Raw genomic sequence first — 20,312 nt, forward strand, 5'->3', positions numbered from 1 at the left:
TTGTTACCATCGAACTTCCTTACACTTACCTTACAGAGTTGTAAGATTTCAAAAATAAGTTTAAAATCATGTTAATGTATTTTTGTACAATTAAGAATTTAATTTACAAGGGGGATTATATATGTTCAAAAAAATGGCAGCTGACGTTTTAGGATTAAGCGATGTAGGTTCCGTTATCACACCAAAAGATTACGATAAGGTCGATGCTGATGATTACGTAATGCATGAAGATGGGGAGAAAATTTACTTTCTTATTAAATCAAAATCGGATGAATATTGCTTTACAAACAAAGGATTAATTCACTTAGATGGTACAAGTGCCACAAGCAAAAAACGTACATTACGCCGCTTTAGCTATAGTAAATATCAAATTAAAAACGTAGCACTTGAAACTGCAGGAACGATTGATTTAGATGTAGAAATTAAATTTCAAATGGGAGATGAGCATTACTCAATTGATGTTCATAAAAAACATATTGAAGAATTAAAAGATTTATATAAGGCTCTTCTTAAAATCGAAGAAATTTCATACGACAACGACATTACATTGCAGTATGCACATAAAAGTTTAGATATGGCATCTAACGCTTTCAGCCGTATTTCAAATGCACAAGTAAATTTAGCAGAACAGTTTAAAGAGATGAACGAGATCGCCTTTAACTGGCTCGTTGATACGAAAAAGCAATATAACGTGAAAGATTACGGTTTTGTCTTTGAAAAATTTATTAATAACTAATTTAAAACAAACAAAAAACCTTGTTATCAAAAGATAACAAGGTTTTTTTAGCGTCCCAGGAGAGATTCGAACTCCCGACCGTACGCTTAGAAGGCGTATGCTCTATCCGGCTGAGCTACTGGGACATGGAGCGGGTGAAGAGAATCGAACTCTCGACCAGAGCTTGGAAGGCTCTTGTTTTACCACTAAACTACACCCGCATATGTTATTTTATTTTTCTTCGTTAGCGCCGTTGCCCTATCGACAATATTTATTATATTCATAACTACTTATAAAGTCAACACTTTTTTAAAAGAGGATAATTTTTCTTATCCTCTTTTAAAAATTGCTTGTTCCACCAGCTGTCCATCTAATGTTTCAAAACGAACTTCTATATGATTTTCATCCATTTCTAATAAAGCGAATGTCTTTTCCACACGAGAGCGCGGGAGCAAAATACTTCCTGGATTAATAAATAAAATCCCATCAAGTAATTCTGCCCCTAATACATGAGAATGTCCAAAGCACGCTACTTGTGCTCCTACTTCTTCTGCATGATACGCTAACGTTTGTAACGTCATTTTCACATCATGACGATGACCGTGTACAACTAAGAAACGAATTCCATCTACATCAGTTACAATTTCATCTTGAAAGTTAGCATAATCACAATTCCCTTTTACAACTTGGAAACCTTGTAGCTCTTCGTGAGCAGGCGTTAGCTCTGAATCACCACAATGAATCATGACATCTACTTTCCCTTCATATTTCTCTTTTAACTGCTGTAATTCCTTCACAGAGCTATGACTATCGCTTACGATTAAAGCTTTCATCAATCTCTCTCCCTTATTCTTCTAAAAACCATTCCGGGATTTTCTCTTCTAATTTACGAAGAGCGCGTCCGCGGTGGCTAATGGCATTTTTCTCATCTGAGCTTAGTTCCGCCATTGCCTTTTTATATTCTTCTACATAAAAAATCGGATCGTATCCAAAACCATTTTCCCCGCGGCGCTGTTCTAAGATTTTCCCTTCACACGTTCCGTTTACAATAACCGGCTCTTTATCTGCCTCAGGGAAAGCAACCGCTAGTGCACAGTAAAAACGAGCTGTACGTTTTTCTAAATCGATGTCAGTTAACTCTTGCAACACTTTATCGATATTCGCTTGGTCATCTTTCGGCTCTCCAGCAAAACGAGCTGAATATACACCTGGTTTCCCGTTTAAGGCATCTACAATAAGACCTGAGTCATCCGCAATTACGATGGAATTCAACTGTCTACTAAGACTGTCCGCTTTCAAAATTGCGTTTTCTTCAAATGTTTCACCAGTTTCTTCGACTTCTTCAATATGAGGAAAATCGTGTAAAGATTTCACTTCTAAGTCAAATCTCTCAAATAACTCAGCAAACTCACGTACTTTCCCAAGATTTTTCGTCGCTACAACAACTTGCTTCATATTTTCCACCTCTACTCTATATGAGATACGATGTCACCTAACGCTTCTTTTTGCTTTTCAACAAGTTGGAAAATCCCTTGTTCAGCAGCATCAAGTAATTCATTTAATTCAGCTCTGCTAAACGTCGCTTCTTCTCCAGTTCCTTGCACTTCAACAAACTGACCTTTTCCAGTCATAATAACGTTCATATCAACGTCTGCTTTAGAATCTTCAGCATAATTTAAATCTAAAACAACACCTTGTTCTTCAACAACACCTACTGACGTTGCCGCTAAATAATCTTTCACCGGAATTTTAGATACTTTTTCTGCTTGCAATAATTTTTCAAAAGCTAATACCATCGCTACATAAGCACCTGTAATAGAAGCTGTTCTCGTTCCGCCATCCGCTTGAATTACATCACAGTCAATCCAAACCGTTCTTTCGCCAAGCGCTTCTAAATCAACAACCGCACGTAATGCTCGTCCAATTAAACGCTGGATTTCCATTGTACGCCCTGTTACTTTCCCTTTACTTGACTCCCTGATTGTACGTTGCTCTGTCGCACGTGGAATCATTGAGTATTCTGCTGTTACCCAGCCTTTTCCTTCTCCGCGCATAAACGGCGGTACACGCTCTTCAATTGTCGCTGAACAAATTACCTTTGTATCCCCAACTTCAATTAGTACTGATCCCTCTGGATGTTTTAAATAATTTGTATGAATATGTATATGGCGTAGCTCTGCTTTTCCTCTACCATCTACTCGCATAAAAATAACCCCCTCATAAATACTCTCATTAGTATAGCCAAATTTAAATGTACGATATGTATAACAATAAAAGAAGGGGAACTCAAAAAGCAATTCCCCTTTCTTACATAAGTATATCAAATTATTCGCGATTAAAAACTACCTGTATTCACGTTTTGTGGACGATCAACAGGTTTTATTAACTTTTCACCTTTCTCATCCATAAGATTTGCTTTCCCATTCACTTCAATAGAAACATTTTTCACACCTTGTTTTTCCGTTAAAGATAAGACTAACGATTTCAACACATAATTTGAAATCATGTTTTTGTCTGGGTTCACAAATATATTTTCATTAAAGTTTAATGTAATATTTCCGTTCTCCACTTTTGGATTCGTAATAAGCTTAGCTCCTGGATTAAAATCATTTAGTAGCGACCCTTGAATCGGACCTTTTACAAGCTCATCCACAATTGCCGAGTAATCATTTTCTTTTCCTTCTGCAACGCGCCTTGTTACCGGTACGTAATATTGCTGCTTATTATTATTTTGCGCCATAAAGTAAAGTGTAACCGGTTTTGTATGCGTCACATCTGCTACTTGTTCATCATCAAAGTTAATTCCATTCGCACGACTTACACCTTCACCAAGCGGTGTACCCGCAACAGGCATCTTCACTAACTTTTCACCATTTATTTGGAACTGCACTTGTTTTATTTCTGTAAATTGAGTCAAAGTCCACGCTACTGATTCAACAATTTGACGTTCTTCTTCTTTTGAATAATTTTTCATTTCTTTAGAGAAATCAATTACTGCTGTCCCGCCTTTTTTCAAATTCAAGGTCATCGTCGTATTCGCTGGAAGGACTGCTCGAAATCCATTTGGCAATAAATTTGTAACTGGTCCATCTTTCACAAGATACTCTAACGTTTGCTGTACAACTTCATTCGCTTTCGGAGTAGGCATTGCAATAGTTTGCGGTACGACATATCCATTTTTATCAACGAGGTATAACTCTCTATTTACTGTTTGCCCTTGTTTATCTTTTTTAGCAGTTTCTTTCTTTTCACCTTCTGTATACGTAACTTTTTTTGGCGGATCAATTTGTTCTGTCGCTTTCTCTTGATTTAACAAGCCACACCCTGATAATAAAATCGCACTCACAGTAGCACCAACAACCCATTTAAAAGTGGATTTAGGCATGCCATTCCCCCCTAAAATCTAAGTTTGTACTATTATGTATACGAGCTGTTTCATGTTTTAGAACAAGCTATGGCTACTTATACAGAAAAAACCCCTGATTTCTCAGGAGTTCTCTTATATGAATCTACTATTATTCTGTTTCTAAATTGATATGCTTCACATTTTCAATCGGCTGACCGAACCACTTTGATGCAATTTCTTTAAACAGGCCTATTTTACCAGTCGTTAAGAAGAGATGATCACTTTGTTCTTCTCCCTCATTTAGCATCTTACTATGGTATAAAATCGTGCTTACCTCACGCGCTGTTTCATCACCCGAACTAATTAATTGTACTTGATCCCCCATTACCTTTTTAATAACAGGACCTAAAATCGGATAATGTGTACATCCTAGAATAAGCGTATCAATGTCAGTACTTTTCAACGGTTGCAATGTTTCTCTTACAACTTCATACGCCATTTCACTTTCGAAATTCCCACTCTCTACAAGCTCAACGAAAGGTGGGCACGCTAAACTTTCTACCATAACACGGTTATTAATAGACTTTAGCGCCTCTTCATAGGCGCCACTTTTTACTGTTCCAATCGTTCCAATAATCCCAACATGATACGTATTTGTCACTTTTAAAGCTGTACGTGATCCTGGATGAATAACTCCAACTACTGGAATTGGTAATTGTTTCTGCATTTCTTCTAATACAACCGCAGTTGCTGTATTACACGCAATAACTAACATTTTGATATTTAAATCTAATAAATGCTCCGTCATTTCCCACGTAAATTGACGCACTTCTTCACGAGAACGCGGACCATAAGGGCAACGTGCTGTATCCCCTAAATATATAATACGCTCTTTCGGCAACTGACGAATTAATTCCTTCGCTACTGTTAAACCGCCCACTCCTGAATCAATAACACCGATCGCTCTATTCAACTTAATCACCCGTTTTCTCATTCATCATCTTTTATGTTTATCAGTATATTTTACACACTTTAAGTTCGCTAACTTAAAGTGCCCCTGTATAAAAATTTTCATTTGTACCTATATAGATCAGGACCTTTTTTATTTTGCTCCTTTTTTTCATAATTTGCAAGACAGAAAAATAACCGACCTTCTATATGAAAGTCAGTTTCTTCTATATAAATTGCGTATTTACCCCGCTATTTGCCAGGCAGTAAGACCCCCACCTCAAAATTCAGCGAAAGCAAAGAAGTTATATGGGGGATCGGGCTGCCCGTAAAAGTCCGATTGGTGTAGGCTAATAATTAGTGGGGGATGCCCCCCACTAATTAAAGTTTCACTTTATTGCTCCATCTTTTTTTGGAAAGAAGACATTCCTATTAATAAGAAGAAATGAGCAGAAATTAAAATGATGATTAAAATAAAATTCAAACGATAACTATTTGTAGCTTCCATAACTTTGCTCGCTACAGCTGGTCCAAATGCCATACCGAAAAAGTTAATTAAATTATATAAACCAAGACCGACTCCAACTTTAGCTGGATGTAATGTTTTCGGTATAAATGTGTTTAATGATACTTGAATAGCTGAATAACTCATAAATGTTAAAATAACCGCCACTAAAATAATGATTAAGTTCCCGTTCGGAATAAGCCCTAAAATTAAAAAGCCAACGATCATAATGACAGACGCTACATAAATCATATTCACATTTCCAAACGAAGGGACAATCTTCCCCGTAATAAAACTAGATACAATACCAAAGAGTGATGCAACAAACAATGCAATTCCGATAACGAATGGCGACAATCCGTGCACTCTTCCTAACAGTGATGGCAATAATAATAGACTAGCACATAACGCCACATTAATTATAAACCCGACCGCTATTAAACGAAGAAATGATTTGTTCGAAAATAACTCAATATCAATAAATGGATGCTCCGCGTTCTTCATACGAACCGTGAATAAAAATAAGAAAGCTACCGATAACACAAATAGCCAACTATTAATATTGACACCTAATAAAACAGTCGTAATGAATGCAAATAATAACGCCGCTCCAATGTAATCAAAATGAAACGCTTCATCCGTATGCTGCGCTTCTTCTGGCATAAATTTTATAAGCAAGAAAATCCCAACTACTGAAATAACCATAAATAAAAATAAATATGGCCACCCTAATGTATTTGTAATAGCCCCGCCAACTAAAGGACCAATGCCTATTGCTAATGCAATAGAAGAACTAATCATCGCTAATGCACCAGGCTTCTTAGCGGGAGCAACTAATTTTGCCACTGCAATCATACTAAGCGCAATAAACGCCGCGCCCCCACTCGCCTGCACTAATCTTGCAAGAATGGTAATCGCATAAGATTGATTCATAAATCCAATAATAGAACCCGCTACAAATATGATAATTGAAATAATCAATAGTTTTTTTACGCTATAACGATCAGCCAACTTCCCATATATCATCGAACCAATACCGACAACTAAGGAATAACCTACTACAACATGCGGCGTGAAATTAGGTGCTACATAAAATAAAGCCCCTTCTTCTTTCAACTTACTTTCTAGCAAAAACGGAACTCGATTTTCTAAATGTACAGCTTTTTCTTCATCGTTTGTATAACCTGTTATACGCTTACCGGCAACAAAAAACGAGCCATCTTTATTTTTCACACCAACTAAAGAACTTACCCCGTGACAAACAGCCGCTACGATCCGGTTATTATTGTACATATTCTCAATTAAATTTGCTACATATGGATTACCTGGAAAATCTACAATCGCCCCGTGCCCACCACAAAATAATACCGCATCATACTCTGAAGAGTGAACAGTTGAAATCGCCCTCGTATTTTGCAATAAAGAAGCGACATGCTTAAATTCACGAGGTATGCCATTCGGAATAGACACTCTATCAATTGGTACTCTCCCGCCTTTTATCGACACAATATCAACATCGAACTTAGCTTTTTTAAATAAATGATAAGGAGCTGCGAGCTCTTCCAGCCACAAACCAGTCGGGTGTCCATTCAAATCATGAGCGCTTGTTGAAACTAATAATACCCTTTTCAACATATCCCCTCCTTACTACCTATTTATGTATGAAACATTCTTATCATTCATATGGAGCATGAAACAAACAGAAAAATAGCCGACCTTTTGTATAAAAGTCGGCTGCTTTCTTATAGTTCGAGCTCTCCCATACGAAGAAGCTCAACAACTGCTTGTGAACGTCCTTTAACCCCTAGCTTTTGCATTGCGTTTGAGATGTGATTACGTACTGTTTTTTCACTTATAAACAGTTCACCTGCAATTTCCTTCGTCGTTTTATCTTGAACCAGTAATTCAAATACTTCTCTTTCTCTCTTTGTGAGTAACGGTTTAGATTGATACGCTTTTTCCTTCAACTGGTATAACCCTCCTTGCTTAAGCCAGAGCTGTATATGTGTAAGTTGGGTGTTTATTTAGTCAAGATATTGTATGAACGAAATGTGCAGGTGGTGAATGAAAATGGGCTTTATTTCTTATGTTATTTTAGACTTTTATACAGTGCGTACACTCTTTTTATCCACTTACTTTTCAGTACGCCATATTTGTTCTAGTAATATGCTGACAACTGTACCTACGAACAAACCATTTCCGAATATATATTGCATCACAGACGGCAAGGATTGGAGTGCTCCAGACGGTAAAAACATAACACCACTTCCAAATAATATAGCAACTCCTAAAATCGTTACATTCCTTTCGCTCATTGGCACTTGTTTTATATTATTAAATCCAATTCCAATTAACTGTACGAACGAAGCCATTAAAACGGCTGATGCGACAGCGGATGGTAAAGACGCTAAGTAACGAATGATACTTGGAAAAAGAGACATTACGACTAGTAACGCACATGCCATTAAGAACGATCGTATATATTTTTGTTTTGTTAAGCGTATAAACCCTGCCGTTGCTGGTAACGGAACGACACCTACAGTTGAAAATACAGAGGAAATGATATGTGAAATCCCTCCAACCCACGTTCCATCCTTCAACTTTTTTTGTTCAATAGTCGCTTTATGAATGGTAGCTTGATTAATTGCTATAATAGCTGCCACTGTATTTGAAACTAAAATACATACCATAACGAAACTTGATACAGCCATACCTGTATTCCATTTTGGAATTCCCCACGCGAATATATGTGGAAGTTGCACAAAATGAGTTACTTGAGATGGGATCGTCACTTTTCCTGCAATGAGAAAAATAATCCAGCCACTAATTAACCCTATTAAAACCGCATAACTTTTAACAAACCCTTTTCCGAAGTTGGAGAGTATGACTACGAATAAAAATATGCCAAAAGCAATTAATGCTGTAAATCCATCAATTTGAGAAACAGTAGCTGTAATTCCTAGCATTCCTTTTAAAAATACACCACTTAATTGTAAACATAATAAAAGTAAGAACGTCCCTGTCACGAGCGGCGTAAATAAAAATAAAATACGCCCGATAACTCCCGTTACTCCTAGCCCTATTAAAACAACTCCCGCAACCATCATTCCTAATTCTAAAATTTGCAATGTACTATGTAATTGATCCTGCCCTACAGTTGCATAAGCAAGCACGGTAAATACACCAACCCAAGATCCAGCTGGTCCATCCGCAATCGGAAGCTTATGTCCAAGCCATCCTTGTAAAAAAGAAGATATACCAACTACGAAAAACGTACGCTGCATTAAATAAAATACTTCTTCCGTCGTAAGATGAAATAATCCGCCAACGACAATTGGTAGCGCGATTGAGTTTGCTAATAAAAAAATAAACCATTGCAAAGTTCCCATAATATGATTTTGATTATGTTGATTGTCCAAACTTTTCATCCCTTCTTGCTTCCTTATAAGGAAGTATAGTACTTCCCTGTTTCTACTAAATAAAAAAGAAGGGTTCTATTTTCACAATTAGAACCCTTCTAAAAACATCTAAACGATTCCTCTATACAAGATTATCAGATTTCACTTGATCTAAATCCCCTATAACAACATTCCCTTTATACATAACTACACGCTTCTCTGTTTGACGAGCCACTGCTTCCGCGGCGCATGTTGCATTCGTTAAAACAAAACTTGCCTCATCCCCTACATTCGGCCACACTCGTTTTCCTTCATTATTTAACGTTTCTTTCCCTCCAGTAATAAAACGAAGAGCTTTCCCTAAAGACCTTTCATCACTCCAACCAAATCGTTCTGCCAATCGATTTGCCTTTTGAAGCATATCACCTGTGCCGAACGGAGACCAATGATCTGTAATACTATCATTTCCTAATGAAACTTTAACTCCTTTTCGATCTAATAATGGAATTGGGATTACTTGTTTACCGATTGGAACGGTTGAAGTGATATCAATCTTTAATGCTGCTAGTCTTTCTGCCACTTCTTCAGCTTCTTTATCAGTAACACCACCAAGTCCAAGCGCATGACTAATTGTTACACGACCTTGCCATCCTGCTTCTTCCGTTAGACTTGCTAATCTCTTCATTGTAAACGTTCCAAGATTATTCGCATCGTGCAAATGAATATCAACATCCGCATTAAATTCTACCGCAATGTCCATAATCGTATGTAATGATTTTTCAATATCATTATCTACTGTAGCTGGGTCCACTCCGCCAACTAATTGTGCGCCCATACGCATCGCATCTTTCACAAGTTGCATAGAATTACTTCGCAATAATCCATGTTGCGGAAATGCAACTATTCTACCAGACAACCGATCTTTATATGTTCCTAAAGCCGCTAACGTTGCCTCTAAATTACGAAGTCCAATAACCGGATCCACATTACAATGCGTTCTAATATTTGTTGCGCCATTTCGAAGCAATAACTCTAGCATATTTTCCGCCCTGTCTTGAGCAGTTGCTAATTGCTTTGGTAAAATCGTTTTTTCTTCATTAAAACGTGTAAAAATATTTTCTGCTGGCATACAAGCTTTCCAAGGCCCACTATAATATGTTTTATCAATATGAATATGCATCTCTTCAAAAGCTGGTAAAACTAATAAACGATTAGCATCAAAAGTTAACGTTCCTTCCTCTTGGGCGATTCCCGCTATAATTCTTTTAATTCGCCCATCTTCAATAAGAAGACTGCATATCTCAGTTTCTGTTTGTGAAATTTTCGCTTCTTCATATGTATAACCTGTTTCAAGCTTTACATTAGTCAACCAATATAATGTCATTACCATTTCCCCACCTTATATTAGAAAATACGTCACACCCTCATTTTCATTTTAATACCAACTGAAAATTAAGACAATTAATCCACTGTATTGTCCTTTCACAAAAAAATGTAATATAACCTAATGGTCTTCTCATAAATTTCCATATAGAATAAAAGTACACTGTATCACTCATACATAACAGCGGTGATATAAAAAGGAGAGGATCATAATATGTCGAAGAGGTTATATAAATCCGAAACTGATAAAATGTTATTTGGTATATGCGGTGGTTTAGGAGAATATTTTGATATTAGCTCTACTCTCATTCGCATACTTTGGGTCATTGCTATTTTATGTTTTGGGACGGGGTTTTTAGTTTATTTTATTTGTTTATTACTTATGCCACGCTCTTACTAATAACATTCTTTCATATATTTGAGCATAGCGTATAAAAAATCCCCTATAGATTTTTCTATAGGGGATTTTTTCATGAAGAATATTTCATCGTTAAATGTAATACCGCTACTTCATCCTCTTCATTTTCATAACTATGTTTCTTATTAGCTTCAAACTGAATGGAGTCAAACTCATTTAGCACATATACGTCATTCTCAACTTGAATAGAAACTTTCCCTTTCATTACTGTTACAAGCTCAATTGCTCCTTCATGATGAGCTTCCGGTTCATATATACTATTCGCTCTTAAACAAGCACGGTGCATTTCCATCCCTGTTTCTTTCGTGTAACGGAACATCGTTTCTAAATGCCATGCTTGTCCTACATCTACTGCAAATCCTTCTCCGCAGCGCGCAACAGCTACAGGTTCTCCAACAACCATTAATCTCGATAAAGGAATCGATAACCCTTTCGTTATTTTCCAAATAACAGCTAACGTTGGATTCGTTTCGCCTCTCTCAATTTTCCCTAATGTTAATTTACTAACCCCTGTTTTTTGGGCTAATTCTTCTAAACTTAATTTTTGTTCATTTCGAATTTGTCTTAATAGCTGACCTACTTGCTGAATTACTTCTTTCGTTTGCATATCTTCATTTTCTTTCATATATAAAAACCACCTTAAAATATAAAATAATTTACTTTTATTAACTTTAAGTATATTATACTATACATAAACACTCAATTCCGAAAGGAGTGCCATACTTCATGCGCGCAATATTACTAGGTCTTTTATCATCGGCCTTTTTTTCTGCAACCTTTATTATTAACAGAGCAATGAATGTATCTGGAACAAGCTGGGCTTGGACTGCTTCCTTCCGTTTTCTATTTGCTCTCCCTATTTTATTCCTTATCGTTTTATTTCGCAAAAACTTAGGAGCTTTATGGGCAGAATTAAAAAAACATCCATTTGTATGGATCGGGTGGGGCTCGGTCGCTGGCATCGGCTTCTATTCTTTATTAAGTTTCGCAGCTGTTTTTTCTCCAGCTTGGCTCGTTGCTGGAACTTGGCAAGTTACGATATTAGCAGGTTTACTACTATCACCATTATTTTTCGTTAAAATAGAAACGAAATCAGGTACAAAACTTGTACGTGGAAAAATTCCACTTCGCAGTTTATATGTAGCATTATTTATTTTACTTGGTGTAATTTGTATGCAAGCGACTGCAGCGGGTCATATTACAATGACTCAGTTCATCTCGGGATTTTTACCTGTCGTATTAGCGGCTTTCTTATATCCGTTCGGTAACCGAAAAATGATGGAACTTGTTGGCGGGCGTCTTGATACATTCCAACGTGTATTAGGAATGGCAATCGGAAGTCTCCCTATTACAATCCTACTTGGTATATACGGATTTTCCACTACCGGTATTCCATCATCAAGTCAAATGATGCAAGGATTTTTGTTAGCATTATGTTCCGGAGTTATTGCGACGATGACATTTTTCTTTGCTACTGACTTAGCAAAAGACAATCTTGCTTTACTTGGAGCTGTTGAAGCAACACAAGCTGGAACGATGGTCTTCACTGTGCTTGGTGAGATTATTTTCTTAAATGGTTCATTCCCTAGCGGGCTGTCACTGATTGGGATGATTATTATCATGCTAGGAATGATCGTAAATAGTGTTTTAAACCGTTCTGTTCCAGTCATTAAACAAAAAAATCAGCATAAAAATAGATATGGTTCTTCTTCATAGAACCATATCTATTTTTTTTATCTCCCTATTTCGCCTTATCAGAATAGTATTTCATTAGCTGTTTATACTAAAACCTATGTTATAATACCTTTCATGTGCATTAATAGGAGGTAAATTATGTTAAAAAAAGCAATTGCTGAATTTATTGGTACATTTGTACTTGTATTATTCGGAACTGGAGTAGCTGTCATTGGTGGCGGAATTGAAGGAATTGGAACATTAGGTATCGCTATGGCTTTCGGATTATCTATCGTGGCTATGGCATATAGCATTGGAACAATTTCTGGATGTCATATTAACCCAGCAGTATCAATCGCTATGTTCATCAACAAAAGAATGAACGCTATGGAACTTAGCTATTATTTATTAGCTCAAATTTTAGGTGGTTTATTAGGAACTGCAACGTTAGTAACAATTTTACGATCTGCTAAATTACCTTTAGATAATTTAGGACAAAATAGTTTTGGAACTCTTGGTTTATCTGGAGCATTTTTAGTTGAATTCATTTTAACTTTCGTATTTGTTTTAGTTATCGTTGCTGTAACAGGTAAAAAGGGAAGTTCTTCTTTAGCTGGACTAGTAATTGGTTTCACATTAGTATTAATTCACTTATTAGGTATTCCGTTAACTGGAACATCTGTTAACCCAGCTCGTAGTATCGCACCAGCTCTATTCGCTGGCGGAGAAGCAATTTCTCAACTATGGGTGTTCATCGTTGCCCCAATTTTTGGTGGTATCGTAGCAGCTGTTGTAGGAAAGTTTATTTTAAATACGGAAAAATAGAACTTTCAATATTTCCGAATAAAAAAAAGCGAGCCCTCATCATGAGGAAGCTCGCTTTTTTTTATTCTTTAATTTTCGACTTTAAATTTGTAACTAATTGCTGCACCGTTACATTTGCAAGTACGTTTTCCATCGCTTCTTGCGATTGTATTAAAATAATCTCTAATACCGATTGAATATTAGCTCCTACTGGACATTCAATGTTGGGATTTTCATGGAAAGAAAATAGATGTCCTTCTTCTACAACTTCCACAGCTTTATATACATCAAGTAATGTAATTTCATCTAAATCACGAGCAAGTGTCGTACCACCTTTACCAGCTTGTACATCAACAAGTCCTGCTCTCTTCAACATTCCTGTAATGCGACGAATCACAACTGGATTTGTATTCACACTACCAGCAATCCATTCAGAGGTACAGCGAGAGTTTCGATCTATTGCAAGTAACGTTAACATATGAACACCTACTGTAAAACGACTACTAATTCCCATCTGCACACCCTCCTTTTTATTCATTCTATTAAAAGACAACTCTTATTATTATATACTATTTTTAATTTATACATAAAGAAAAAGCATGATTCCATTAGAAAATCATGCTTTCCCTCTATTATTGACGCTTTATAAATTTCGCTAAATCTTTAAACTTCACTTTATCAGAGTAATTCATTACACCATTTACATAGATACGACTTGTAACAGCATTTAATATACCAATTGTCGCCAATAAAACTACTAATGTTATCGTAATCTCTAGCATACCTGCTTCACCGGCTACAATCCGCGAGAAGGTGACCATCGGTGTGAAAAACGGAACATACGAACTTACAACAACAATAGTACTATTTGGATCACTTAATGATTTAATACTAATGAAGAATGCAGCCATGATCAAAATCATTATCGGGAAAGATACAGCTTGTAAATCCTCTGTCTTAGACACAACAGCTCCAGCCGCAGCGTACATCATCGCATAAAGTAAATACCCCGTAATGAAATAAACAAGAAACATACTTATAACCTTTGCATCTAATTTTGTAAAGTCAATTGGAACACCAAGTAATGAAGCACTTTCTAAATCGACCCAACCTAACAAATAAGGAATAAGATAACCACACGCCAATATTACAAGTTGTAATAACGCCGTTGAAACAACCGCCAAAATTTTCGCATACATCATCGTAAGAGGCTTTACTTTCGGAAGCATTACTTCCATTACACGTGACGCCTTTTCAGATGCAATATTCATTGCGATTGTATTTCCGAAAGCTACAATAAACATATACAAAGCAAATGTAAAGAAATATGCAATTCCGAAAGAAGATGTACGATCTTTTATCGCTTCTTGCTTCACTTGAATTTCTGCTTGTAATTGCTGCGCAATTTCTGGTGAAACATTATTTTTTGCAATCGTCACCTTCGTATATTGTTGTTTTAAATAACCCGCCATAATCGCAGAAGTCGCTTGGCTTGGAAATCCATTATACATATATGTAACTGCTGGAGTCCCATCCTTTTCCGTCACATGGAATAGACCATCTAAATCTCCCTCTTCTACTTGCTTATGTAGTTTATCAAAATCATCTTTTGAACCGACCGTTATTTTTGCTGATGGCAATAGCTTATTTAGCTCTTCTTTTTGTACTTTGTATGTGGAACTCTCTACTACAACTGCAATTTTATCTTTATCCTTATTTTTATCATCGCCTGAAGTAAAATGATTAAATGCAAAAATCCCAAACACAACCAAAAATAAAATCGCACTCGTAATTAATGATTTTTTAGATAAAAATGCTTCTTTAAAATAAAATGAAAATACATGAGAAAATTTACGCATCTTTATTTCGCCCTCTCTACAAAGATTTCGTTTAACGTCGGCTCTAACATTTTAAATTGTCGTAAACCAACACCTTGTTCTTGCAATTGTTGCAAAATCTTTAGAGCTTCTGCATCATCTTGTACTTTCACATAAAGAAGGCCTTGTTGTTTTTCATATGAAACATGTATAGCTTCTAATCCTTTTTCATTCTCTTTTGTATCTTCGATTGTTAAATTACGAAAACCGTATTCTTTCTTAATATCACTTAATTGTCCTTCTACGACCGCTTCACCTTTTTTCAAAATACATACATGTTGGCAAAAAGCCTCTACTTGCTCCATACGGTGACTAGATAAAATAATTGTCTTTCCGCTCTGTACTTGTTCTCCAATAATACTAGCCAACATTCCAGCATTAACTGGATCAAGTCCGCTAAATGGTTCATCCAAAATAAGAAGTTCTGGATCATGAAGAAGAGCAGCAATCAATTGAATTTTTTGCTGGTTCCCTTTCGAAAGTTCTCCTGCTGTTTTGAATTTATATTCTGGGATTGCTAAGCGCTCTAACCAGTAATCAATTGCAAGATCCACTTCTTTTTTCGTCATTCCTTCTAATCTGCCAAAATATCGCAACTGATCTATTACTCTACTTTTTGTATATAAGCCTCTTTCTTCTGGTAAATACCCAATCGTTACCCCACTATTCCCAAATGATTTTCCACCCCATGTAATAGAGCCTTCATTAGGCGTTAATAATCCGAGAAGCATTTTGATTGTTGTTGTTTTTCCTGCACCATTTCGTCCAAGTAATCCTAACACTTCACCTTTTGGTAACGAAATTTGCAAACCGTTAACTGCCTTTGATTCCCCAAATAGTTTCGTTAAATTTTGAATTTGTAAACTCAAAGTATAAAGCCTCCCCTTTAGTATCATTCGTACTCTCTATTAAAGACTATGATTGTTCGAAATAAAATATAGTACTATATTTCAACCTTTTATACGTATCACGATCCCCCATCCACCATTTGTTTTATTTAGTTAAAATTGTAAATAATAAAGATGTATTTATCAATTATAATTGTCATTTTGACAACAAAACACGTCAAATTACTTTTTGTTATTTTGCTCATCTTTCTAATATAGAACATACTACTATATATACAAAAGACAATATGCAAATGTTCATAAAAAATTTTTTATATTTTAATATATAATATAAGATGATTTTCTAACATCGAGGAGGATACATATGAAGATGAAGAGGGGTATTACCAGTTTATTATCTATAGCCGTTCTTTCCACATCGCTTGTAGCATGTTCAGGAACAGCTGAGAAAACAGTGGCAAAAGAAGAGAAAGTACAATTAACAGACCAGCAATTGATGGCCGATTTATGGTATCAAACAGCTGGCGAAACGAAAGCACTTTACTACCAAGGCTACAATATTGGTCAATTAAAGCTTGATGCAGCTCTTGCAAAAGGGACAGGCAAAAAACCTGCTATCGTACTTGATTTAGATGAAACTGTTTTAGATAACAGTCCTCATCAAGCAATGAGCGTAAAAACAGGAAAAGGCTATCCTTATAAATGGGACGATTGGATTAATAAGGCTGAAGCTGACGCTCTTCCAGGCGCTATTGATTTCTTAAAATATACAGAGTCTAAAGGTGTAGATATTTACTACATCTCAAATCGTAAAACGAATCAACTAGATGCAACAATTAAAAACCTTGAGCGTGTAGGGGCTCCTCAAGCAACGAAAGAACATATATTACTACAGGACCCGAAAGAAAAAGGGAAAGAAAAGCGTCGTGAACTTGTTTCTCAAACACATGACATCGTCCTATTCTTCGGTGACAACTTATCTGATTTCACTGGTTTTGATGGGAAATCTGTAAAAGATCGCAATGAAACAGTAGCAGAATCAAAAGCACAATTTGGTGAGAAATTCATCATTTTCCCTAATCCAATGTACGGTGATTGGGAAGGTGCTCTATATGACTATAATTTCAAAAAATCAGATGCAGAAAAAGAAAAAATCCGTCGTGACAATTTAAAATCATTTGATGCAAAATAACAAAGAGGATGGCCTTCGCCATCCTCTTTTATTGCATATTTCTTGTTAAAGGTAAAATAAATACTTCTACACGTCTATTTTTCGCTTTTCCTTCTGGCGTATCATTTGGTGCAATTGAACGGTATTCTCCATAACCAACTGCACTAAATTTTTCTGGTTGCAATTCTTTATTTTGGAGTAACACCTGCATAAAATTAACTGCACGCTGTGTACTTAACTCCCAGTTTGATGCAAACTGAGCATTTGCGATAGGAACCGTATCTGTATGACCCGACACTGTAATTTCACGAGGTGATGCTGAAACAAGTAGGTTAGACATCTCTTTTGCAATCCCTAACGATTCCAACTTCACATCTGCTTTCCCTGAATCAAATAGTACATTTTCTAATATCGTTAACATTAATCCTTTTTCAGTTAACTTAGTTTGAAAAGAAGAGGATAGTTGTTTCTCATTAATATATTGATCAATCTTTTTTTGTAATGCCTTCAACTCATCCATTTCTTTTTTTTCTTTAGCTCTATCTTCCGCTTGTTTTTTTGCTTGTTCTGCCTCAAGGCTATTTGCTGATAATTCTTTTTCCTCATTTGGTTTTTGATCGCTTAAAAATTCTTTATTTCCTGTTCCACCGGCTAACTCACTTCGAAAAGCAACTGCCATCTGTTTAAACTTCGCAGCATCTATACTACTCATTGCGAATAATACGATGAACAATGCAAATAACAACGTTAACATATCAGAATATGGAATTAACCAAGTTTCATCGATATGCTCATCATGTTTTTTCTTTTTACCTCTTCTATTTTTCTTACTCCGCATTTTTTTCTGCTCCTTTTTCTAGCTTTTTACGCTCAGTTGCAGAAAGTGCACCTAAAATGCGGTTCTTCATAATAAACGGATATGTACCTTCTTGTAACATTAATAAACAATCAATAATTAAACGTTTCTTCTCTAATTCAGCAGCAGACTTTTGCTTTAATTTATTTGCAAACGGATGCCATAATACGTAACCTGAAAAAATACCGAAAATCGTTGCAATAAACGCACCTGAAATAGCATGCCCTAGCTTTTCAATATCAGTTAAATTTCCAAGTGCAGCTACAAGACCAATAACAGCACCTAAAACCCCTAGTGTAGGTGCATATGTACCAGCTTGCGAGAAAATAGCAGCCCCTTTTGCATGTCTCTCTTCAATCGCTTCTAATTCGGCTTCTAAAATTTGTTCTAAATCCTCTGCAGATACACCATCAATAACAAATTTCATACCACGCAAAAGAAATTCATCTTCAATTTCATCTAATTGTTGCTCTAAAGACAAAATACCGTATTTTCTACTCTCAGATGTCCAATGAACAAATAATTCTAGCAATTGTTCATAACTTAAATCTTTTTTATTTGAACCAAAAAGAACTTTAAATAATTTTGGAACTCTTTTTAGTTGATTCATCGGAAATGCAATACACACTGCAGCAAATGTACCGACGAAAATAATTAGTGCTGCGGCAGGATTTAGTAAGGCTGTTATGTCAGCGCCCTTGACGACCATCCCTACGACTACCGCTAATACTCCTAAAATGATTCCAATAATTGTTGCAAAATCCATTCCCATCCACTCCTAGTCTATACCAGAGGTCTTTTATTCTCAATAATCGCTACATCTTCTTATATACATATATTACATAAAAAATGAACTTCATGAAAGATAAGAAATGAATTATATGAAAAAATACTACATTTTCACACATTTTCTGACATTTTCTTTGCATTTCTATTACGTTACGACTCTTATATTTCTTTTTCAACAAACTAGACTTATAATAAAAACGATACATATTTTATTAAGAAAGGACTGTGATTACAGGGCATCATGAAAAAAATAATAATTATTTCTGCCGCTACTATTGTAATCGGTATCACATCTTTCGTTTACTTTGGTTCTAAATCACCACTACAAAACGAAGCGAAAGCTGTCGAAAATCAAAAACATAATAACCACCAAAAAGAAGAGATTCCTGCTTTTCAAAAAGCTGATCATAATGCAAAGAAACTAGATGATAATTTTTCCGTTGTAACAAATCCAGATTCTGCTCTTGTATTAGTCAATAAACATCGTAAATTACCAGATGGGTACATTCCAGAAGATTTGACGAAACCGAACGTACCATTTACTAGTCCAAAAGATAAAGAGAAAACATTACTTCGCAAAGATGCTGCAGACGCTCTTGAAAAAATGTTCCAAGCAGCGAAAGAAGAAGGTTTAGAACTTACAGCAGTTTCAGGTTACCGTTCTTACAAACGCCAACAGTCATTACATAATACATATATTAAACGCCAAGGAAAAGCTGAGGCTGATTCGGTAAGTGCAATTCCTGGAACAAGTGAGCATCAAACCGGTCTAGCAATGGATATTAGCTCAAAATCTGCTAAATTCCAATTAGAACCAATCTTCGGAGAGACAGCAGAAGGAAAATGGGTTGCAGAACATGCCCATGAGTTCGGATTTGTCATTCGTTATTTAGAGGATAAAACAAAAACAACAGAGTATGCATATGAACCGTGGCACTTACGCTACGTCGGTAATCCATACGCCACATACATATATAAGCACCACCTAACATTAGAAGAGGCGATGGAGGACAAAAAATAAGAGAGCGAATCGCTCTCTTATTTTTCTTTTATTCTATTATAATAACAATTCCTTCCATTCCTCAGGCCACGGTTCGCCTCTTCCAGTTTTTTTCGATGCTTGGACCATCATACCGCGTCCAACTAAACAAACTTCTCCTTCTGCATTTTTGACCATATAGTGTAAATCTAAAGAGGAATTCCCAACCGCTCCCGCCTTTACATATACTTTCAACTGCTCATCAAAATAAATTTGTTTAATAAAATTGCATTGTAGATCTGCGACGACTATCATCGTTTCTGATGATTCATGTGTCCATTCTTGCATAAATCCGAGTTCTTTAAACAATGCGATACGCGCTTCTTCAAAATATGTAAAAGCAACGACATTATTTACATGTCCAAACATATCTACTTCACCAAAACGAACTTTGACAGGATTATAAAATGAAAAACCACTTTCCCATTGCTCAAAGTCTTCAATATAAGAAATTCTCTTCATCGTTCCCTCTCCTTTTCGCCCTTAAAATAAACTGAATAAACAGAAATATAAAGTTATAAATATTGCCTCTTCAACATGA

At 36.0% G+C, this 20,312-nt stretch carries 22 protein-coding genes and 2 tRNA genes; 6 read left to right on the forward strand and 18 right to left on the reverse strand.

Going from position 1 to position 20,312, the window contains the following annotated elements:
- The first annotated feature begins 121 nt into the window (after positions 1-121).
- Positions 122-736, forward strand: a complete 615-nt coding sequence (locus tag DN408_RS07815) for a PH domain-containing protein (protein ID WP_000473869.1) — start codon at positions 122-124, stop codon at positions 734-736.
- Between the two features lie 51 nt (positions 737-787).
- Here DN408_RS07815 and DN408_RS07820 read toward each other — a convergent pair.
- From DN408_RS07820 to DN408_RS07870, 11 genes are all read right to left on the reverse strand, one after another.
- Positions 788-861: transfer RNA gene (locus DN408_RS07820), tRNA-Arg, on the reverse strand.
- A 1-nt stretch (position 862) separates the two neighbouring features.
- Positions 863-936, reverse strand: a tRNA-Gly gene (locus DN408_RS07825).
- Between the two features lie 108 nt (positions 937-1,044).
- Positions 1,045-1,548 carry a metallophosphoesterase gene (locus DN408_RS07830; protein WP_002129278.1) on the reverse strand — a complete coding sequence of 168 codons (504 nt, stop codon included), beginning with the start codon at positions 1,546-1,548 and terminating at the stop codon, positions 1,045-1,047.
- A gap of 13 nt (positions 1,549-1,561) precedes the next feature.
- Positions 1,562-2,170 carry an XTP/dITP diphosphatase gene (locus DN408_RS07835; protein WP_002143277.1) on the reverse strand — a complete coding sequence of 203 codons (609 nt, stop codon included), beginning with the start codon at positions 2,168-2,170 and terminating at the stop codon, positions 1,562-1,564.
- Positions 2,171-2,181: 11 nt separating this feature from the next.
- Positions 2,182-2,919, reverse strand: a complete 738-nt coding sequence (gene rph / locus DN408_RS07840) for a ribonuclease PH (protein ID WP_002015340.1) — start codon at positions 2,917-2,919, stop codon at positions 2,182-2,184.
- A gap of 131 nt (positions 2,920-3,050) precedes the next feature.
- Positions 3,051-4,100 (reverse strand): GerMN domain-containing protein, encoded by a 1,050-nt coding sequence (locus DN408_RS07845; protein WP_002129281.1) that lies wholly within the window; start codon positions 4,098-4,100, stop codon positions 3,051-3,053.
- A 130-nt stretch (positions 4,101-4,230) separates the two neighbouring features.
- Complete coding sequence (racE, locus tag DN408_RS07850) at positions 4,231-5,043, reverse strand: glutamate racemase (RefSeq protein WP_002015338.1); 813 nt, start codon at positions 5,041-5,043, stop codon at positions 4,231-4,233.
- Between the two features lie 360 nt (positions 5,044-5,403).
- On the reverse strand, positions 5,404-7,149 hold the full coding sequence (locus DN408_RS07855; RefSeq protein WP_147740043.1) for an MFS transporter: 1,746 nt from the start codon (positions 7,147-7,149) through the stop codon (positions 5,404-5,406).
- Between the two features lie 107 nt (positions 7,150-7,256).
- The gene (gene gerE / locus DN408_RS07860; protein ID WP_000659484.1) at positions 7,257-7,481 is read right to left on the reverse strand and encodes a spore germination transcription factor GerE; all 225 of its coding nucleotides are present in this window, start codon (positions 7,479-7,481) and stop codon (positions 7,257-7,259) included.
- A gap of 165 nt (positions 7,482-7,646) precedes the next feature.
- Complete coding sequence (locus DN408_RS07865) at positions 7,647-8,942, reverse strand: purine/pyrimidine permease (protein WP_002129288.1); 1,296 nt, start codon at positions 8,940-8,942, stop codon at positions 7,647-7,649.
- A 112-nt stretch (positions 8,943-9,054) separates the two neighbouring features.
- Positions 9,055-10,296: an amidohydrolase family protein gene (locus DN408_RS07870; RefSeq protein ID WP_002129289.1), complete on the reverse strand. Its 1,242-nt coding sequence runs from the start codon at positions 10,294-10,296 to the stop codon at positions 9,055-9,057.
- 213 nt (positions 10,297-10,509) lie between these two features.
- Between DN408_RS07870 and DN408_RS07875 the strand changes: the two genes are divergently transcribed.
- Entirely contained in the window at positions 10,510-10,695 is a 186-nt protein-coding gene (locus tag DN408_RS07875; protein WP_002129290.1) for a PspC domain-containing protein, read from the forward strand.
- A 70-nt stretch (positions 10,696-10,765) separates the two neighbouring features.
- Here DN408_RS07875 and DN408_RS07880 read toward each other — a convergent pair whose 3' ends face one another.
- Positions 10,766-11,338, reverse strand: coding sequence for a helix-turn-helix domain-containing protein (locus tag DN408_RS07880; protein WP_078178162.1), 573 nt, complete (start codon positions 11,336-11,338; stop codon positions 10,766-10,768).
- Positions 11,339-11,439: 101 nt separating this feature from the next.
- On the opposite strand from DN408_RS07880, the gene DN408_RS07885 reads away from it, so the two are divergent.
- Both DN408_RS07885 and DN408_RS07890 read left to right on the forward strand, forming a co-directional pair.
- On the forward strand, positions 11,440-12,429 hold the full coding sequence (locus DN408_RS07885) for a DMT family transporter (RefSeq protein ID WP_078178163.1): 990 nt from the start codon (positions 11,440-11,442) through the stop codon (positions 12,427-12,429).
- Positions 12,430-12,546: 117 nt separating this feature from the next.
- Positions 12,547-13,212 carry an aquaporin gene (locus tag DN408_RS07890; protein WP_002067333.1) on the forward strand — a complete coding sequence of 222 codons (666 nt, stop codon included), beginning with the start codon at positions 12,547-12,549 and terminating at the stop codon, positions 13,210-13,212.
- Between the two features lie 61 nt (positions 13,213-13,273).
- Here DN408_RS07890 and DN408_RS07895 read toward each other — a convergent pair whose 3' ends face one another.
- The 3 genes from DN408_RS07895 to DN408_RS07905 all read right to left on the reverse strand — a co-directional run bounded on the left by DN408_RS07895 (position 13,274) and on the right by DN408_RS07905 (position 15,937).
- Positions 13,274-13,705, reverse strand: coding sequence for an Rrf2 family transcriptional regulator (locus DN408_RS07895; protein WP_002088848.1), 432 nt, complete (start codon positions 13,703-13,705; stop codon positions 13,274-13,276).
- A gap of 118 nt (positions 13,706-13,823) precedes the next feature.
- A complete protein-coding gene (locus DN408_RS07900; RefSeq protein ID WP_002167617.1) occupies positions 13,824-15,050 on the reverse strand; it encodes an ABC transporter permease in 1,227 nt (408 codons plus the stop codon).
- Between the two features lie 2 nt (positions 15,051-15,052).
- Positions 15,053-15,937 carry an ABC transporter ATP-binding protein gene (locus tag DN408_RS07905; protein WP_003191598.1) on the reverse strand — a complete coding sequence of 295 codons (885 nt, stop codon included), beginning with the start codon at positions 15,935-15,937 and terminating at the stop codon, positions 15,053-15,055.
- Positions 15,938-16,280: 343 nt separating this feature from the next.
- Between DN408_RS07905 and DN408_RS07910 the strand changes: the two genes are divergently transcribed.
- Positions 16,281-17,108: a 5'-nucleotidase, lipoprotein e(P4) family gene (locus tag DN408_RS07910; RefSeq protein ID WP_078178164.1), complete on the forward strand. Its 828-nt coding sequence runs from the start codon at positions 16,281-16,283 to the stop codon at positions 17,106-17,108.
- A 28-nt stretch (positions 17,109-17,136) separates the two neighbouring features.
- Here DN408_RS07910 and motB read toward each other — a convergent pair whose 3' ends face one another.
- Both motB and motA read right to left on the reverse strand, forming a co-directional pair.
- On the reverse strand, positions 17,137-17,925 hold the full coding sequence (gene motB, locus DN408_RS07915; protein WP_002184884.1) for a flagellar motor protein MotB: 789 nt from the start codon (positions 17,923-17,925) through the stop codon (positions 17,137-17,139).
- Positions 17,915-18,709 carry a flagellar motor stator protein MotA gene (gene motA, locus DN408_RS07920; RefSeq protein ID WP_002129301.1) on the reverse strand — a complete coding sequence of 265 codons (795 nt, stop codon included), beginning with the start codon at positions 18,707-18,709 and terminating at the stop codon, positions 17,915-17,917. The genes motB and motA overlap by 11 nt, the downstream gene beginning before the upstream one ends.
- A 264-nt stretch (positions 18,710-18,973) precedes the next feature.
- Here motA and DN408_RS07930 point away from each other — a divergent pair, with 264 nt between their 5' ends.
- Positions 18,974-19,753: a M15 family metallopeptidase gene (locus DN408_RS07930; RefSeq protein ID WP_002088858.1), complete on the forward strand. Its 780-nt coding sequence runs from the start codon at positions 18,974-18,976 to the stop codon at positions 19,751-19,753.
- A 36-nt stretch (positions 19,754-19,789) separates the two neighbouring features.
- Here the strand turns inward: DN408_RS07930 and DN408_RS07935 are convergent, their stop codons facing one another.
- Positions 19,790-20,233, reverse strand: coding sequence for an acyl-CoA thioesterase (locus DN408_RS07935; protein WP_002088859.1), 444 nt, complete (start codon positions 20,231-20,233; stop codon positions 19,790-19,792).
- Positions 20,234-20,312: the final 79 nt, after the last annotated feature.

This window comes from Bacillus sp. AR13-1 (genome assembly GCF_008042285.1).
Classification (GTDB): Bacteria; Bacillota; Bacilli; order Bacillales; family Bacillaceae_G; genus Bacillus_A; species Bacillus_A mycoides.

Bases quoted from the DNA above. Each gene is read 5' to 3' on its own strand.
- DN408_RS07845 (WP_002129281.1), bottom strand. From the start codon at position 4,100: ATGCCTAAATCCACTTTTAAATGGGTTGTTGGTGCTACTGTGAGTGCG.
- DN408_RS07830 (WP_002129278.1), bottom strand. From the start codon at position 1,548: ATGAAAGCTTTAATCGTAAGCGATAGTCATAGCTCTGTGAAGGAATTA.
- DN408_RS07890 (WP_002067333.1), top strand. From the start codon at position 12,547: ATGTTAAAAAAAGCAATTGCTGAATTTATTGGTACATTTGTACTTGTA.
- DN408_RS07935 (WP_002088859.1), bottom strand. From the start codon at position 20,233: ATGAAGAGAATTTCTTATATTGAAGACTTTGAGCAATGGGAAAGTGGT.
- motB (WP_002184884.1), bottom strand. From the start codon at position 17,925: ATGCGGAGTAAGAAAAATAGAAGAGGTAAAAAGAAAAAACATGATGAG.
- DN408_RS07930 (WP_002088858.1), top strand. From the start codon at position 18,974: ATGAAAAAAATAATAATTATTTCTGCCGCTACTATTGTAATCGGTATC.
- DN408_RS07880 (WP_078178162.1), bottom strand. From the start codon at position 11,338: ATGAAAGAAAATGAAGATATGCAAACGAAAGAAGTAATTCAGCAAGTA.
- DN408_RS07870 (WP_002129289.1), bottom strand. From the start codon at position 10,296: ATGACATTATATTGGTTGACTAATGTAAAGCTTGAAACAGGTTATACA.
- DN408_RS07865 (WP_002129288.1), bottom strand. From the start codon at position 8,942: ATGAAAAGTTTGGACAATCAACATAATCAAAATCATATTATGGGAACT.
- DN408_RS07855 (WP_147740043.1), bottom strand. From the start codon at position 7,149: ATGTTGAAAAGGGTATTATTAGTTTCAACAAGCGCTCATGATTTGAAT.
- DN408_RS07835 (WP_002143277.1), bottom strand. From the start codon at position 2,170: ATGAAGCAAGTTGTTGTAGCGACGAAAAATCTTGGGAAAGTACGTGAG.
- DN408_RS07900 (WP_002167617.1), bottom strand. From the start codon at position 15,050: ATGCGTAAATTTTCTCATGTATTTTCATTTTATTTTAAAGAAGCATTT.
- DN408_RS07885 (WP_078178163.1), top strand. From the start codon at position 11,440: ATGCGCGCAATATTACTAGGTCTTTTATCATCGGCCTTTTTTTCTGCA.
- rph (WP_002015340.1), bottom strand. From the start codon at position 2,919: ATGCGAGTAGATGGTAGAGGAAAAGCAGAGCTACGCCATATACATATT.
- motA (WP_002129301.1), bottom strand. From the start codon at position 18,709: ATGGATTTTGCAACAATTATTGGAATCATTTTAGGAGTATTAGCGGTA.
- DN408_RS07910 (WP_078178164.1), top strand. From the start codon at position 16,281: ATGAAGATGAAGAGGGGTATTACCAGTTTATTATCTATAGCCGTTCTT.
- DN408_RS07815 (WP_000473869.1), top strand. From the start codon at position 122: ATGTTCAAAAAAATGGCAGCTGACGTTTTAGGATTAAGCGATGTAGGT.
- DN408_RS07875 (WP_002129290.1), top strand. From the start codon at position 10,510: ATGTCGAAGAGGTTATATAAATCCGAAACTGATAAAATGTTATTTGGT.
- DN408_RS07895 (WP_002088848.1), bottom strand. From the start codon at position 13,705: ATGGGAATTAGTAGTCGTTTTACAGTAGGTGTTCATATGTTAACGTTA.